This window comes from Veillonella nakazawae, assembly GCF_013393365.1.
In the GTDB taxonomy this organism is placed as follows: domain Bacteria; phylum Bacillota; class Negativicutes; order Veillonellales; family Veillonellaceae; genus Veillonella; species Veillonella nakazawae.
Genome location: NZ_AP022321.1, coordinates 108,284 through 123,714, shown reverse-complemented (window position 1 = coordinate 123,714; position 15,431 = coordinate 108,284). Strand labels below are relative to the sequence as shown.

Here is a 15,431-nt window from a genome sequence, read left to right as displayed (position 1 = left end):
AACTATTTACCACCTTTTTTTACATATGTATCAAGAACTCTTATTTCCCGTAAATAATCTCGTTCAACAGGACTAATAGTTTGATTCTGGTATTTTTGATATTCAGAAAGGACTTTCGCTTGCATTTGTTGATGAGATATATGTCCCTTATCTTGTAATACAGCTTCGCCTGTAGCTGACAAAATCGCATCTATATGCTTTATCCAATCAGCCATTGTCATAGGGACTTCACGCTGGGCCTGTCTTTCCGCAAAATCCAAGTATCCTGAAACTAATTGATTGAGCCCTTGTAATTCTTTTTCTGTAAGATAATTTTTAGCAATTTGAGCCTCTTTCAATGTAGGTAATTCTCCTTTGAAAGTAGTCAATCCCATAAACTCTTTTTTGCTATCTACACGTTTATAAATAACTTCACTAGCCGTATTATGATGAACAGCAAAATGCATCTTATTTTGTACTGTAGCAAAAAATGATTTTGCTTCTACGGATATCGGATTATAATCAACAGCAGTAGAAAATAAGTCCAGCACTTGACGATAAAAAACCTTTTCACTAGAGCGAATATCTCGAATCCGATCTAATAACTCTTTAAAATAGCTGCCACCACCTAATTCTTTCAGTCGCTCATCATCAATAGCAAACCCCTTTATCAAATAATCCTTTAATACGGTTGATGCATATTTTCTGAATTGAATTCCTCGCGGCGATCGAACACGATATCCTATGGCTAAAATCATATCTAGATTATAATAAGCTAACTTTCTTTCAACTGTCCGAGTACCTTCATTTTGAACTGTCAACTTATAGTTGACAGTTTCTTCTTCAGACAATTCCAAATCTTGAAATATAGATTTAATATGCTTGCTAATATTTTGTTTTGTCGTTTGAAATAATTCTGCTATTTCACTTTGACTTAACCAAACAGAACCATCATCAAGTATAAGATTTATTTTAGCTTTTCCATCTTCAGTATTATAAATAATTATATTATTCATCTGAAAGCCTTTCTACCATTACGCCCATAGTAATTCAATATATGTATATCAAATCTTAAAATTAGTATATGTTAAATTAAAAGAAGCCTTCTATATTACTATCATTGTAACACAGAAGGCTCAAGAATTTATCCACTATTAAATTTTTAAAACTGCATTGATTTAACTTGCACACGCAGTACAGTTTTCAATTTAGCGGGCTCCACCTTTCGCGCATCAGACAAGTAGATTTCCCGATGCCACTCGTCGTTAGCACGTTGCAAATTATGAGCAGAGCAGAATTCATCCACTTTCACAAACGATTCCGGTTCATTATCATAAGGCCCGACATGCAATATCTGCACGCAATCTCCATCCTCTATCGATTCGAGCCGCACGTCCTTAAATCGAGGCAACGATTTTTTCTTGGACACATTAATAATGGCGCCCTCCAACACATCAGGAGTCACAAAATCAGGTTGTCTGATCATCACCCGATATTGCAGATTATTCTTATCAAACTGCTCCGTATGCTCGATCTGCTTCCAAAGCGCCTCCAGCACAAGGAACTTCATGCTCGGCACCGTAACCTGCACCGCCTGCTGCTTTGGACAATACAATTCCTTTTCGTGCTTGCGCCATTCATGCTTTACTGCTGTCATAGTTAACCCCTCTTTCTGAAAAAAATATATGATTTCTTTTATCGTAAGGGAGGATTATGAAAGATAATTAAGAGCCCCTATGCCAAAGCATAGGGGCTCTTTTCACACACTCGCTTCCACAAGTGCTTTTGTATATAGGTGTACCGCTTCTTTAAGTCGTTTTGATTCGATGGTTTCTACGATTTGCCCATCTTTCATAACGATGATTCGGTCTGTTACAGCTTGTAATAGTCCGATGTCATGGCTGACAAACACATAGCCGAAGGGTTGTTCCGAATGGAGTTTTTGTAATAGGTCTAACACTAATTTTTGGTTCACCGCATCAAGGGCTGATGTAGGTTCATCAAAGAGTACTAGTTTTGGATGCATCAACATAATCCTTGCCAGTACCAACCGTTGCAGCTGACCACCGCTGACTTCGTGAGGGTATTTATACACCGTATTTTCTGGCAAGTCTACTCGTTGCATCCATTTACGGATATCGTCCTTTGCTGACGCCACATCCATAAGCCCATAGTTGATATACGGCTCTAAGAGAAATGCTTCTAAGTTCATCCTCGGTGGAATTACCGCCAAGGGATTTTGGAACATCATCTGCATAGAGCGATATATTTCTGTGTGATTTTGAATGGAATGGATTTCCTCACCAAAGAGTCGCAAGATGCCAGATGTAGGTTTTTCTAGCATAGCAATCATCCTAAGCAATGTACTTTTACCGGAACCACTACCACCAGCAATACCTACACGTTCATTGGGAGCCACGGAAAAGGATACGTTATCAACGGCGTGGACCGTATGATTGAGGTTCGTATATTGTTTACATAAATGCTCAACTTGAATCATACTACACCACTTTCATTACGGAATCTAACAAAATACGAGTATACTCATCTTTTGGATGGGCCATGACCTCTTCGGTAGAGCCTACTTCAACGAGTTGCCCCTTATTCATAACCCCAATCCTATTGGCAATGCGCGCCGCCGCCTTGATATTATGGGTTACAATAATCACCGTTGCACCAAGGGCTTGTGTTACCTCTTTTAAAAGGTCTAGCACAGAGGCTTGCACGAGCATATCCAGAGCACTAGTCGGTTCGTCAGCAAATACGATGCTAGGCTTCAAGATGAGGCTTAAAGCTATTGCTAACCGCTGTTGCATACCACCGCTCAACTGAAACGGATAGGACTGCAAGATACGCTCTCCGTCAGTTAAGTGAACAAGATTAAGCATATCTATAACGCGGCTTACATCATAGCTTTCACCATGAGCACAGAACAAATCCTTAAAGTGATTTTCTACGGTGCGATTTGGATTTAGATAGGCGCTGGGATTTTGAAAGATCATAGAAATCTTCGTGCCCCGCAATTGTCGCCAATCACCATCACTCAATGTAGAAACATCGGTTCCGTTTAGCAAAATTTGGCCGCTAATGGTAGCTTGTTTCAACATGCCAAAAGCGGCACGAACTAATGTAGATTTACCAGAGCCACTTTCACCAACGATGGCAAAGACCTCACCAGTGGGCACGGAGAAGGATACATTACGCACCGCCTCTTCCGCACCATATGAAATTGTAACCTTATCAAATACGATACAATCAGATTTATTCAATAGTAGAATCCTTTGTTAATAAGTAGTAATCGATTGGATGTACTGGTACATTTTTAACTTTTGTAGTAGATACAACCGTTGCACTTGGATACAACAAATAGATATCTGCTACGTCATCAACTAAGATTTGTTGCGCTTGTTTTGCAATATTAGAGCGTTCGTTTTGATCAAATGTTACGGACAATTGGTCGATTAACGCATCTACTTGAGGGTTAGAGTAGCCACCAATGTTTGATTTCGCACCAGTTTTGTAGAATAAGCTGAGGAACCAGTAAGGATCGTTTGTAGACATAGTCACTACATTGCGTTCTACTAAATCGAAACCATCTGTACCAAGTGTATCTACTTCATCAGGGCTTTGTAATTTCTTAAGAGTTACAGCAATACCAGCTTTTTTTAATTCTTGTTGAATTTCTTCGTATAAGCTTGTGTCTTTACCCCAAATAGCAATAGTAATCGCTAATTCTTTGCCATCTTTTGCATACATGCCGTTTGCATTCTTAGCGTAACCAGCTTGAGTCAAGATTTGGTCAGCTTTTGCTACATCTGTCATCGGTTTATTAGCAATCGCATCATAGCCTAAGTTGGCAGATGGCGGGAATGGTGCCGCCCCTGGTGTAGAGCCATTGCCAATGATTTTAGCCATGGAATCATAGTTAATAATATGAGCAATAGCGGAACGCACAGCTTTATCATGTAATGGAGATGCTTCTGTGTTGTTTGCTTTCAACATAAACACACGAACGCCAGCAACGTCTTGAATATTGAAACCGTCTTTGAACAAGCTGCGGTTAGCAGAGTCCACTTTTTGAATTACGTCTACGTCTTTAGATTGCAACGCCATAGCGCGTTTGTTATTGTCTTCGATGTCTTTTACAGTTACAGAGTCAAGACCTGGTTTGCCGCCCCAGTAATCTGCGAAGGCCGCAAGTTCAATTGTTTCACCTTTTTTGAAAGAAGTGATTTTGTAAGGACCTGTAAGAACTGGTTTAGATGCTATATCTTTAAGATCTGCAGTGTCCATGATAACGAAAGCTGGTTCAGTCAAGCTAGATAACAAGGAACCATTAGGTTCTGTTGTTTTAATAATCAAGTTTTGACCATCTACTGCGATAGATTCAATCTTAACAGCTTTTGCAGAACGAGCACTTTGTTTCATAGTGTACTCGATAGACTCTTTAACCTTTTGTGGAGTCATAGGCGTACCATTATGGAATTTTACATTTTCACGGATGTGGAATTTCCAAGTTGTAGGATCCACATTTTCCCAAGAGTCTGCTAATTGAGGGGCAAATTTCATATCTGGTGTTACCGTTGCCAATGTTTCACCAGCGCCGATACGCGTCAATGTCCACGCATCCCACTCGTGAGTTGGGTCTAATGTTTCACCAAACCAATACAAACCAACATTCATATGCTTCCCTTGTTTGCCTTGTTTAGCGGTATCACTTCCGCAACCTACCAAGAGAGCTACCATGCACAGCATAGTTAGACATGCTAATAACCAACGTTTCATAACTTCTCCTTTTTGAACATCGCCTCTGTGAAAGAGGCTTTCAACATAAACATCTATACACAGCGCGGTTAGCGAGATACATCGAGGGCATCGCGCAACGCATCACCAATATAGTTAAATAAAACAACAGTAATAAAAATAGCGAGCCCCGGGTAAATTAGCAGCCACGGCGCCGTTTGTAGAAAATCTCGGGAGCTCAACAAGATAGCGCCCCACTCCGGATCCGGCGGTTGCACACCGATGCCTATGAGCGAGAAACTGGCTACCAAAATGATGGCATCACCTAGATGTTGAATAATAACAATCACCAACGGTGGCAATACATTCGGCAGAATATAGCGCCACAGAATTCGTAGATTTGAAGCACCTGACATACGAGCAAAGGTAATATACTCCGCGTGGCGTTCAATCTGTACGAGGCCTCTCGTGATACGGGCATATTCCGCCCATTTCGTAATGCACAAGGAAATGATTACATTCGTTATGCTAGGTCCCATAATACCGATGAAAGCAATGGCAATCACCATGTTCGGAAACCCTAGTACCAAATCAATCAAGCGAGATAACCAACGGTCAATGCTAGGTGTAGAGAATCCTGCTAACCCACCAATAGCGATACCGATGGCCCCACTAATGCCAATGATGGTGAAAGCAATTCCTAATGATGCTTTACCGCCATAAAGGATGCGAGACCACACATCACGACCGAGTTGGTCAGTACCTAATAGATGGGTACTACTAATATCTTGTAAGCGGTCCGCGATATTCGTCGTTTCAGGATCAAATGGTGCTATATAGGGAGCGCATAAGAAAAATGCGATCCATAGAGCTGCTAATACCAACATAACGTATAAAGTATAGGGCTTTTGTCTACTCATAAGAACCTCCTTTTATAGCGGCTCTTCGTTTCGGATTCAGCCAAACACTCAATACATCAATGATGATATTAATTACGATGAACACCAAGGTAATCCAGATGATATAACCTTGCATCAAAATATAATCGCGAGCCATAATGCCTTGTACCATCATGTAACCAATACCTTTTATGGAGAATACCGTTTCAATAACGGCAGAGCCACCTAGCATAGCACCCATAGTTACCCCCATCATAGGCAACAACATAAGTCCCACATGAGGGAATATGTAACGGGTGTAGACCATCCATTCTGGCAAGCCTAATGCTCGCGCCCCCTGTACAAAGGGCTGTCGCGACACTTCTAAAATAGCATTGCGCAACCGACGAATATAGAGACCACATATCCATAAAGCAAGGGTTACCGCGGGCAATACATAGGCAGAAAAGCCATTGGTATTCGTTACCGACACTAGCTGTAATTTAACACCGAATAAGTACAGTAATAATAAACCGACCCAGAACCCAGGGATTGCTAATGCTAGGAATGTAACGAGACGAACTCCATGATCAATCCATGAGTCTTGATACTTTGCAGATAACATACCGAGCGGTATGGTCACCACTATCCCCATAACAAGAGCTAAAGATACGAGCCCCAATGTATTTGGTAGGGCCCCTTTCAACAACGTGGTCACAGGCACTGCATAAAGTATAGACTCACCAAAGTCTCCTTGCACAATTTGACTAAGCCAACGCATATATTGTTGCCACCAAGGGTCATTTAAACCTAGTTGCTCCCTCAGTTGTGCCACCAATACTGGATCAGGTGTAGCCCCTACAAGATTAAACTTCATCGACACGGGGTCGATAGGAGATAATTTTATCAATACAAATGTACCAATAGTAACTACCAATAAAATACCTACAATACTCGCCAAACGCTGTAGTATTAATCGATACAATACATCACCTGCCTTCTTTATCACAAAATAGCTATATTTATATTCTATCAATGTAATACTTAGATAGATATACCCATGTGGGTATTTAGAATCGTTATCATTATGAAAGTTTTGCATAGCAACAAAAACGGCCCCTCATGAGAGGAGCCGCTTCTTATATAACCCTTACTGTGTCCATGCGAGTGCTTCACCACAGCTCGCATGCCTATCCCACTAGGCTGGACTGTTATATTATTTTGTATATGCTGTATGTGCTGTAGGTGCTACAGTGTTAGCAATGATCGCTTTTGCCATGTCGCGATTTACAGGGCGTTCAAAGTACATCGCATGGTTTTGACCATCTTTTGTCCAACCAGCGAGATATACCATTTTTTCGCCACCTTTGAAAGTAACCTTTGTACCGTTTACCTTTTCTGTAGCTGTAACGCGATAATCCTTATGATTACCACTGATATCACCTTTTGTAGTACCTACGCGATACACAATACGTTTGCCTGCCGCTTGGTTCCGCGTTGTATCTTCACCAGCTTGGTAAACATACACAACTTGCAAAACATCTTTATTGATTGTGCTTACAGACTCAATATTATAGCCTACAGGTAATACTTTAGGTAGATGAGGCATAATATTCATGTATTTAGCAGCTTCATCAATAGTAGCAAATTCATGAATTGGGCTTGGCATACCAACCATTGGAGCTGCCTGTTCTGCAACTACAGGTTTAGCTGGATCTGGTTTTACATCTAAAGTACCTTGTGCACCAGCAACAGTGTAAGAACCTACACAAGCACACGCAACTGCTAGTAATACAAATTTTTTGACCATGGGTATAATCTCCCTTCGCATAACATAAAAATTATTAAAAACACATTTATTTTATATGTGATTTTTCCTCAACAATATTACGGATAATAGCCTTCGCCACATCTCGTGTAACGGGACGCTGAAATTCTAAAGAGTGATTTTGTCCATCTTTCATCCACGATGCAAGATAAACCATTTTCTTACCACCTTTGAAAGTAACCTTTGTACCATCTACACTTTCAGTTTCTATCACCTTATGAATTTTATGGTCATCGCTGATATCACCTTTTAATGTAGTAGATGTACGATAAAAAATAAGAGCACCACCGGCCTTATTTACGTACGGATCTATACCGGGTTCATACACGTACACAACCTGCAAAATATCTTTCTCAATAGTAATGACAGATTGAATATTAAATCCTACTGGCAACAGCTTTGGCATTTGAGGTCTAAACCCAATATATTCAGACGCTGCTTCTACAGTGGTAAACACATGTACAGGACTTGGCATAACAACGCCAGGAACAGCTGCTTCAACAGACATTTCTAGGGGTTCAGAAACTCTAGTTTGTGAATCCGTTGTACCTTGAGCCGCAACAACTCCATAAGTACCTACACAGACGCAAGCTAAAGCCATCAACAAAGATTTCTTTAGTATCGAGGTCATAATAATATACCCCACAAAATATATTTTGTAAAATTATATTTATTAAAATATGCTTAATAAGTATATCCTAAATGATATAGGATTTCAAGTAATAAATACAACCTATATCATTTTAACAAGCTTAGTATTTAGCCTATTATTTCTTATGTACCATAAAGCCTGCCGCTTGTTGGTTCGCCATGATGGTTACATCAGAGATTTGCAAGCGTTTAGGTTGGTTTGTTACATATAGTACAACATCGGCCACATCCTCTGGTTGAACAGCCTCAATGCCAGCATATACAGATTTAGCTCGTTCCGCATCACCGTGGAATCGTACTTCACTGAATGGAGTTTCTACGATGCCTGGTTGAATGGTAGTAACCTTAATATCTGTAGCTATGGTATCCATGCGAATGCCATCGCTTAATGTCTTAACAGCTGCCTTTGTAGCGCAGTACACTGCGCCATTAGGATATGCATAAATGCCTGCAGTAGAACCCATATTTACAATATGACCTTCATTTTTATCAATCATAAAAGGTAGTACTGCTTTTGTTACATATAAAAGTCCTTTCACATTGGTATCAATCATAGTCACCGCATCATCAACAGCACTATCTTGGAAAGGATCAAGCCCTTGTGCAAGACCCGCATTATTAACGAGCACATCGACGCCACCAAAAGCCTCGATAGCAGCAGGAACCTTGCTTTCAACATCCTCGCGACTACGCACATCAAGAACTAAAGTCTCAATACGCACGCCATATTCCTTAGACAAACGAGCCTGTACCTCGCCCAATAACTCAGCACGACGACCAGAAATCAACACATTATCTCCATGCTTTGCATAAGCCTCAGCAATACAAAGACCAATACCAGACGTTGCACCAGTGACAAAAATATTACGAGCCATAAAAGCCTCCTCATCATCAATCCGTTCTATTCTAATAAGTTAATTATACCATTATGAAAATAAAAAAACGCTACCCTACCCCCTATAATCGATAAAAATAGTGTATACATTGGAGCCTTCTGCTATTCTCTAGAATGATATGCTGGCGCATCTGTATGTAAGACAAAAATATTTGAGCTCTACTACAGTTAGAAAGCAAATAGGGATACCTATTCGAAGCCGCCTTGGGCGCTACGCGTACCCATGAAGGCTGAGGATAGGTATCCCTATTGTTTTATTTAATTTGATTAGTAGAGCTCAAATACGCTAGCTTTTATTTCAGATGCGCCAACATATCATTTAACACTTCCATGCAATCCCCTACGATGCCATAGTTAGCGTGTTGGAAGATTTCTGCTTGTGGATCGTTGTTAATAGCCACGATTGTGTCAGCACCGGAGATGCCGCTCACGTGTTGGATAGCGCCGGAGATACCAAATGCCAAGTATAGTTTAGGACTTACAGTTTTACCTGTTTGACCTACTTGATATGGCAATTCAATCCATCCTTTTTCAACGAGTGGGCGTGTAGCCCCCACAACGCCACCGATAGCGTCAGCTAGTTCGTAAAGTTTATCGAAGTTTTCTTTGGAGCCCATACCACGGCCACCAGCTACAATGATATCTGCTTCTTGGATATTGTAACCATCTTTGCTGAACGGAATGAAGTCGAGACGCTTCATGCGAATGTCTTCAGGCTTGAGGTCAAATTGTTCAATTTGGATACGACCCCAACTATCTGCGATGCGTTCAGGTTTTTTAAATACGTTAGGACGTACAGAACCCATTTGAGGACGATGGTTTGGAGAAATGATTTCCGCCAAAATATTGCCGCCCAAGGCAGGACGTGTCCATTCAACAAGGCCTTCATTCGTATCTACTGTCAAGATCGTACAGTCCGCAACAACGCCGTTTTGCATACGACCAGACATGCGAGGCGCCAAGTCACGGCCGTTGTTAGTGGCACCAATCAAGAGGATATTCGGCTTATGGTCTTCAAAGAAATCTGTTAATACCTTAGTATAGCCATCCGTTGTATAGTATTTCAAAAGGGGGCTTTCAAAAACGTGAACAATATCAGCACCATGTGCTACCAGTTCCTCTGCTTCGGTTTGCACATTTTCACCAAGGAGCATAACTTGAACGAGCTGGCCCAATTCCTTAGCAATGCGGCGAGCTTGACCGATCAGTTCATACGTAACCGGATGTACCACGTCATCGATGGTATCGGCTACAACAAAGACGTCTCTATATTCATCAAAATTTGTTACGGCCATTACCGGTCACCTCCTTTAGAACCTTCAGTACCTTTAGCAGCTGCTACCGCCTTAAACTCACTAGGGGACACGCTTTCCACAGATGCAGCCCGTTGTACTGGGTCTTTTACATCTACGCCCTCATCATTATCCTCAACTACCTCAACCGGTGCATCATTTGACACCAATAAATGAGCAAATTTTTCAGGCTTAATATGATAAGCCAATTCAAGAACCTTTTTAGCCCCTTCCTCGATGGATGGCAACATTTCTACCTTGCCACGAAGAGGTGGTTGGTATACCTTGCGCACCCGCGTAGGAGAGCCGTTAAGCCCGATACGACTTTCATCAATATTCGGCATATCGCGCAATGTAATATGAGAAATGGTATAACGTTTCGCATAAATAGAGCTCCAAAGACCTGGTTGGCGTGGTTCATTGAGTTCAGCTGTTGCTGTTACAAGCAATGGCAACGGAACCTCTACGATTTCATAGCCATTTTCATGTTGTCGTTTCACAACTGCTTTTCGGGCAGATTGATCAACGGATAATTCACAGGCATAGGTAGCTTGTGCCATACCGAGTTCCTCTGCAATTTGAGGGCCTACTTGTGCCGTATCGCCATCGATAGCCTGCTTACCGCAGAAGATAATTTGGAATTGACGGTTCATAGTCCGTTGAATATGACGGATGGCAGACGCAATGGTATAGCTAGTAGCCAATGTATCAGCACCACCGAACGCGCGGTCTGTAACGAGTACCGCATCATCGGCGCCGAGGGACAAACACTGGCGAAGCGCTTCTTCAGCCTGTGGAGGGCCCATGGATAAAACGGTTACACGACTACCTTCATATTGGTCTTTCACCGTAAGAGCCGCCTCTAACGCATGCATATCGTCAGGGTTTACAATGCTAGGCAAGCCTGTGCGGATGAGATTATTTGTTTCCGGATCCAGCTTAATCTCAGATGTATCTGGAACCTGTTTGATACATACTAATAACTCCATACACTCACCCCTGTCTAAATTCTACGCCCTTAGCGTTATGCGGATATTTCCATGTTTTTACTATTGTTTCACCACAAAGAACGCGGCATGTACCGCACTCTAAGCAACCAGCGAAATCAAAGGCTAAATCGCCATTCTCTTGTAATGTATATAGACCGGCAGGACAGCCGTTTACGAGTTTCATTTTCTCTTCGTGGCTAAAACCAGCGCCATCCACCAAGATATGAGGAGACGTTTCATCTACATAATATTTATTGGCGCCCAAACGCTCTTCTAATTTCATAGGGAACGCACCCCTTTCCAAACATCACGAATCAAGGTAAATAAGCCAATGTCTCCGACACGGCGCATAATTTTTTTCATCATTGGCACTGCACCATCACCATTTACAGTGAATACGTCGCGCATCAAATTGTTAACAAATGCTGGGTATTCATTGAAAATACGTGGATGTGTAGCAAGGAATTTAGGCATATTCTTGTAACGCTTCAAATCCTTCAGCAACCAAGAAGCCTTGATTTGACGTTCATACAACTTAGCCACACGGTCCATATTTTCGTCGCGCAAGGCTACGTTAACCGCATCTGCTGCACACATACCGGACTCGATGGCAAGGTCCATACCACGAATAGTATAGCCAAGATTCATACACATACGTGCCGCATCACCGACGATAACATACCCATTACCGCCCAACTCAGGCATAGATTTATAGCCGCCTTCTGGTACGAGATGAGCACTATGCTCTTTCAATTGACCATTTTTCAATAATGGTGCAATTCTTGGATGGCTTGTGAAAGCTGACAGCATATCGTCTACAGAACGATCGGCTTTGCCAATATCTTCAAGGCCTACAACCATACCTACAGAAAGGCTATCTTTATTTGTGTAAATAAAACCACCGCCTAATAAGCCAGAGGTCATATCGCCTAAAGTGAGCCATGCCATCCCGTCATCACCAGACAGCATGAGTCGATTTTCAAGATCTTCTTTCTTTAGTTTGTATACCTCTTTTACACCTACTGCCATTGTACTTGGATCAGTAGGAGCTATGAGGCCAGACTTTTCTAATAATAATGTATTGGAGCCTTCTGCGATGATAACGAGTTTTGCATATACTTCATCATCGTGGCACCGAACACCCACAACACGTTGTTTTTTGCCTTCTCCTTCAGTAATGAGATCTGTTACTTGTACATTGGATACGAGAAGAGCCCCTTTTTTCTCAGCCTCTTCAGCAAGCCATTTATCGAATTTGGCGCGTAATACTACGTAGGATTCCTCGTTAGGTTGTCCATCTTCGTAGCTGTATTCAATAGTCGTCATTTCATTGCCAGCGCCAATAGAAATGCGTTCTTTTGTTACCTTACGTTCCAATGGGGCACGGTCTCTAAAGTCCGGTACTAACCGTTCTAAAGAATGCGTATAGATACGTCCACCCATCATATTTTTAGCGCCTGGTGCGGTACCGCGTTCAATGAGTAAAACCTTTACCCGTTGCTCCGCGAGGCGTAACGCCGCCGCAGAGCCTGCTGGGCCTGCACCAACAACGATAACGTCAAATGTTTCATTGCGATCAATTGCCATATACTCAGCTCCTTTAAATCAAAGCTTAGACTTACATAAGTTCATATAGTATATATATTTCTCTATTAAGAACCAAAATACCTCTAAAAATTACCACAGAAAAATGAATATATTCTATATTTTTTAACATTATGTTGTAAATAGCTCTATAGGATGTATATATACTCATTATATACTTATACTATTGCATACTATTCATTACCAACAGGTGCAACAAAATTCATCAATTCGTGAAATTTATAAGTTTATCTAGCTTTCACAGTCAAAGTAGCGTATGATAAAAGTAGGAAAAACCCTATACGGAGCAACACGCGTATAATACGACCGCATAATGCAAGACCACGGTCAAGGTTAGGCACTCATTATTTTGGAATTACCAGAGGAGGCCATATGGACCCGTTAAGAATCTTGAAAGCATTATCAAATCCACATCGGTTAGATATTATATTGTGGCTAAAGCAACCAGAGAAAGAATTTGGTGTGCAAGTACACACTAAAACTCTTATCGATTTCCCTAACAGTGTAAGTGTTAAGAGTATTCAAAAGCGCTGTGGTGTATCTCAATCTTCCATCTCTACATTTATGAGCATCTTAGAAAATGCGGAACTCGTAGAGTCTCGCAAGATTGATCAGTATACCTATTTCCGCCGTAACGAAAAAGTAATTCGTGAGTTCGGCGAATGGTATAACAAAGAGGTATCCATCCAATCGGATGATAAAGATGTATCCATTCAATCGGATGATATCGATAAATTATTAAAAACGCTTAACTTAGAAGACACTTCGTATCCTACAACAGAGGAAACCTCTGTGCCTGGCGAGCAACTCGCTGTCGAAATCAATACTAAGGGATTCGATTATGATGAAAACAGAAAATAAAATTCTCCCTTATTCACTATACTTAGGGATAAAAGAAAAAGAGCTATAATACATGTGATTATAGCTCTTTTTGATTTTTATATCATAATTCTATCATTATTTTATTAATTTTACTAACAATATTATGGTAATAATAATTCAACTAAAAATGCCCTCCAAAAGGAGGGCATCTATTATATTAGAATTATACTTCTTCTATCGTTGTGCTTCGTAAGCTCTGAATAGTTTAGATAGTAATTCAGGCGCCAAGCGCAATAGCTCTGGATTTTCACAGAATGATACGCGCAATTGCGTTCTGCCTGGATTATCTTCGCCTTTTTTACCACTGTAGAAACCATTGAGTGGAGCCATGAGAAGTGTATACTCTTTACCGTCATCAAGGCTTACTGCACCATGTTCAGCACACCAAGAGGCAAATTCTACACCGTCAAAGCCAGGTTTTGCTACCTTCCGTACGTCAATAACAAAGTAAATAGACGCTTCTGGACGAGATACGATGAAATCAGGTTCTACCTCTTTAAAACCTTCATAGAGTTCAAAAATCATCTTACGGTAGTAGTCCCGTTGTTGCTCATACCAGTTATGAAGCTCTGCGTGGCTTTCATGAGCCAAAGCACCAAAGATATATTGGCCTAGTGTATTAGCACTAAGGTTCGCTGTATATTCAGCTACAGATTTTTCATAGCACAATTTATTATCTGTAATGATGGCGCCAATGCGTAGACCACAAGCATTCCATACCTTACTAGCCGTTTCAAGGCTGATACGACGGCCTTCAATGCCAGGCACATCCTTATCGGTTAAAGCCCAGATACTAGATGTTTCTTTCCCTTTTTCGTAAGCCAATTCGCGGTACGCTTCGTCAGAAATAATCCACAAATTATGTTTAACACATAATTTTGCATATTCAATCAACGTTTCTTTACTGAATAATTGACCTGTTGGGTTATCGTAAGGAATGATGAGCAACGCACCCGGTTTTGTATCGATAATGCGTTGTTCAACAGTTTCAACGGATGGCAATTCAAACTCGCCATTTTCGTTAAGCTCACGCTCAACAGTGACTGTTTTACGACCGATACGAAGACCTACTGCATCATAGTTTGTATAAGATGGGTTGAACATTAAAAGAGGGCGTTCCTCTTCACCAGCACCGCCACATACGCCAAGCATGATGATTTCCATCGCCATGGATGCACCATCTGTTACGAGTACATCAAGACCAGTTGTATCGAAACCTTGGCTGCGTAAAATGTGAAGGAATGCTTCGCGACATTCATCAGTCCCCGTAGTTGGTACGTATGGCACAATACCATTATGGAATGGACTATTCACACCGCCCAAATCGAACAACCGACGCTGCATGGCGGGATGCATAGGACGCATTACATTACCAATAGAACCATTCACCAAAATTGGTGGGTTCTTACGTTCCAAGAATTTAATTTGTCCTAGGCGAATGCCAGACGGCTTTCGAGCCATCATATACGGCGACAATTCTGGTTGTTTCATTCAGATCCAACTCCTCTAAAAAAGAAACTGCCTCGATGGGGAGGCTATACTAACTGTGAAAGTAACCAATAACACTTACTTTACAAGGAAATATTTGATACATCACAAAACATATTATACAAATACATAGATATATATAGATACATAATATTATAGAGCTTTTACTATAGAAAATCTATAGTTTTATAACACATACTT

Annotated in this window: 16 protein-coding genes; 1 reads left to right on the top strand and 15 read right to left on the bottom strand. The window is 41.1% G+C overall.

Annotated elements, in window-relative coordinates:
* Window positions 1–2: 2 nt before the first annotated feature.
* From rhuM to VEIT17_RS00345, 14 genes are all read right to left on the bottom strand, one after another.
* Window positions 3–995: a virulence RhuM family protein gene (gene rhuM, locus VEIT17_RS00410; RefSeq protein WP_005387399.1), complete on the bottom strand. Its 993-nt coding sequence runs from the start codon at window positions 993–995 to the stop codon at window positions 3–5.
* Between the two features lie 146 nt (window positions 996–1,141).
* Complete coding sequence (locus VEIT17_RS00405; protein WP_178884120.1) at window positions 1,142–1,636, bottom strand: GyrI-like domain-containing protein; 495 nt, start codon at window positions 1,634–1,636, stop codon at window positions 1,142–1,144.
* Window positions 1,637–1,738: 102 nt separating this feature from the next.
* Window positions 1,739–2,479: an ABC transporter ATP-binding protein gene (locus VEIT17_RS00400; RefSeq protein ID WP_178884118.1), complete on the bottom strand. Its 741-nt coding sequence runs from the start codon at window positions 2,477–2,479 to the stop codon at window positions 1,739–1,741.
* Between the two features lies 1 nt (window position 2,480).
* Window positions 2,481–3,248 carry an ABC transporter ATP-binding protein gene (locus VEIT17_RS00395; RefSeq protein ID WP_178884116.1) on the bottom strand — a complete coding sequence of 256 codons (768 nt, stop codon included), beginning with the start codon at window positions 3,246–3,248 and terminating at the stop codon, window positions 2,481–2,483.
* Entirely contained in the window at window positions 3,241–4,764 is a 1,524-nt protein-coding gene (locus VEIT17_RS00390) for an ABC transporter substrate-binding protein (protein ID WP_178884114.1), read from the bottom strand. Before VEIT17_RS00390 ends, VEIT17_RS00395 begins: the two co-directional genes overlap by 8 nt.
* Window positions 4,765–4,832: 68 nt before the next feature.
* On the bottom strand, window positions 4,833–5,642 hold the full coding sequence (locus tag VEIT17_RS00385) for an ABC transporter permease (RefSeq protein WP_178884112.1): 810 nt from the start codon (window positions 5,640–5,642) through the stop codon (window positions 4,833–4,835).
* Entirely contained in the window at window positions 5,635–6,585 is a 951-nt protein-coding gene (locus VEIT17_RS00380; protein ID WP_178885971.1) for an ABC transporter permease, read from the bottom strand. Before VEIT17_RS00380 ends, VEIT17_RS00385 begins: the two co-directional genes overlap by 8 nt.
* Window positions 6,586–6,816: 231 nt before the next feature.
* Window positions 6,817–7,410, bottom strand: coding sequence for a hypothetical protein (locus tag VEIT17_RS00375; protein WP_156719333.1), 594 nt, complete (start codon window positions 7,408–7,410; stop codon window positions 6,817–6,819).
* A gap of 46 nt (window positions 7,411–7,456) precedes the next feature.
* Window positions 7,457–8,059 carry a hypothetical protein gene (locus VEIT17_RS00370; RefSeq protein ID WP_178884110.1) on the bottom strand — a complete coding sequence of 201 codons (603 nt, stop codon included), beginning with the start codon at window positions 8,057–8,059 and terminating at the stop codon, window positions 7,457–7,459.
* A gap of 136 nt (window positions 8,060–8,195) precedes the next feature.
* Window positions 8,196–8,954 carry an SDR family NAD(P)-dependent oxidoreductase gene (locus VEIT17_RS00365; protein ID WP_178884108.1) on the bottom strand — a complete coding sequence of 253 codons (759 nt, stop codon included), beginning with the start codon at window positions 8,952–8,954 and terminating at the stop codon, window positions 8,196–8,198.
* Window positions 8,955–9,267: 313 nt separating this feature from the next.
* Complete coding sequence (locus tag VEIT17_RS00360; RefSeq protein ID WP_178884106.1) at window positions 9,268–10,269, bottom strand: electron transfer flavoprotein subunit alpha/FixB family protein; 1,002 nt, start codon at window positions 10,267–10,269, stop codon at window positions 9,268–9,270.
* Window positions 10,269–11,255, bottom strand: coding sequence for an electron transfer flavoprotein subunit beta/FixA family protein (locus VEIT17_RS00355; protein ID WP_178884104.1), 987 nt, complete (start codon window positions 11,253–11,255; stop codon window positions 10,269–10,271). The genes VEIT17_RS00360 and VEIT17_RS00355 overlap by 1 nt, the downstream gene beginning before the upstream one ends.
* Window positions 11,256–11,259: 4 nt before the next feature.
* Window positions 11,260–11,538, bottom strand: a complete 279-nt coding sequence (locus VEIT17_RS00350; protein WP_024065077.1) for a ferredoxin family protein — start codon at window positions 11,536–11,538, stop codon at window positions 11,260–11,262.
* Window positions 11,535–12,842, bottom strand: coding sequence for an FAD-dependent oxidoreductase (locus VEIT17_RS00345; RefSeq protein WP_178884102.1), 1,308 nt, complete (start codon window positions 12,840–12,842; stop codon window positions 11,535–11,537). Before VEIT17_RS00345 ends, VEIT17_RS00350 begins: the two co-directional genes overlap by 4 nt.
* A gap of 390 nt (window positions 12,843–13,232) precedes the next feature.
* On the opposite strand from VEIT17_RS00345, the gene VEIT17_RS00340 reads away from it, so the two are divergent.
* Window positions 13,233–13,721, top strand: a complete 489-nt coding sequence (locus VEIT17_RS00340) for an ArsR/SmtB family transcription factor (protein WP_178884100.1) — start codon at window positions 13,233–13,235, stop codon at window positions 13,719–13,721.
* A gap of 195 nt (window positions 13,722–13,916) precedes the next feature.
* Here the strand turns inward: VEIT17_RS00340 and VEIT17_RS00335 are convergent, their stop codons facing one another.
* On the bottom strand, window positions 13,917–15,233 hold the full coding sequence (locus tag VEIT17_RS00335) for a pyridoxal phosphate-dependent aminotransferase (protein ID WP_178884098.1): 1,317 nt from the start codon (window positions 15,231–15,233) through the stop codon (window positions 13,917–13,919).
* Between the last annotated feature and the right edge of the window lie 198 nt (window positions 15,234–15,431).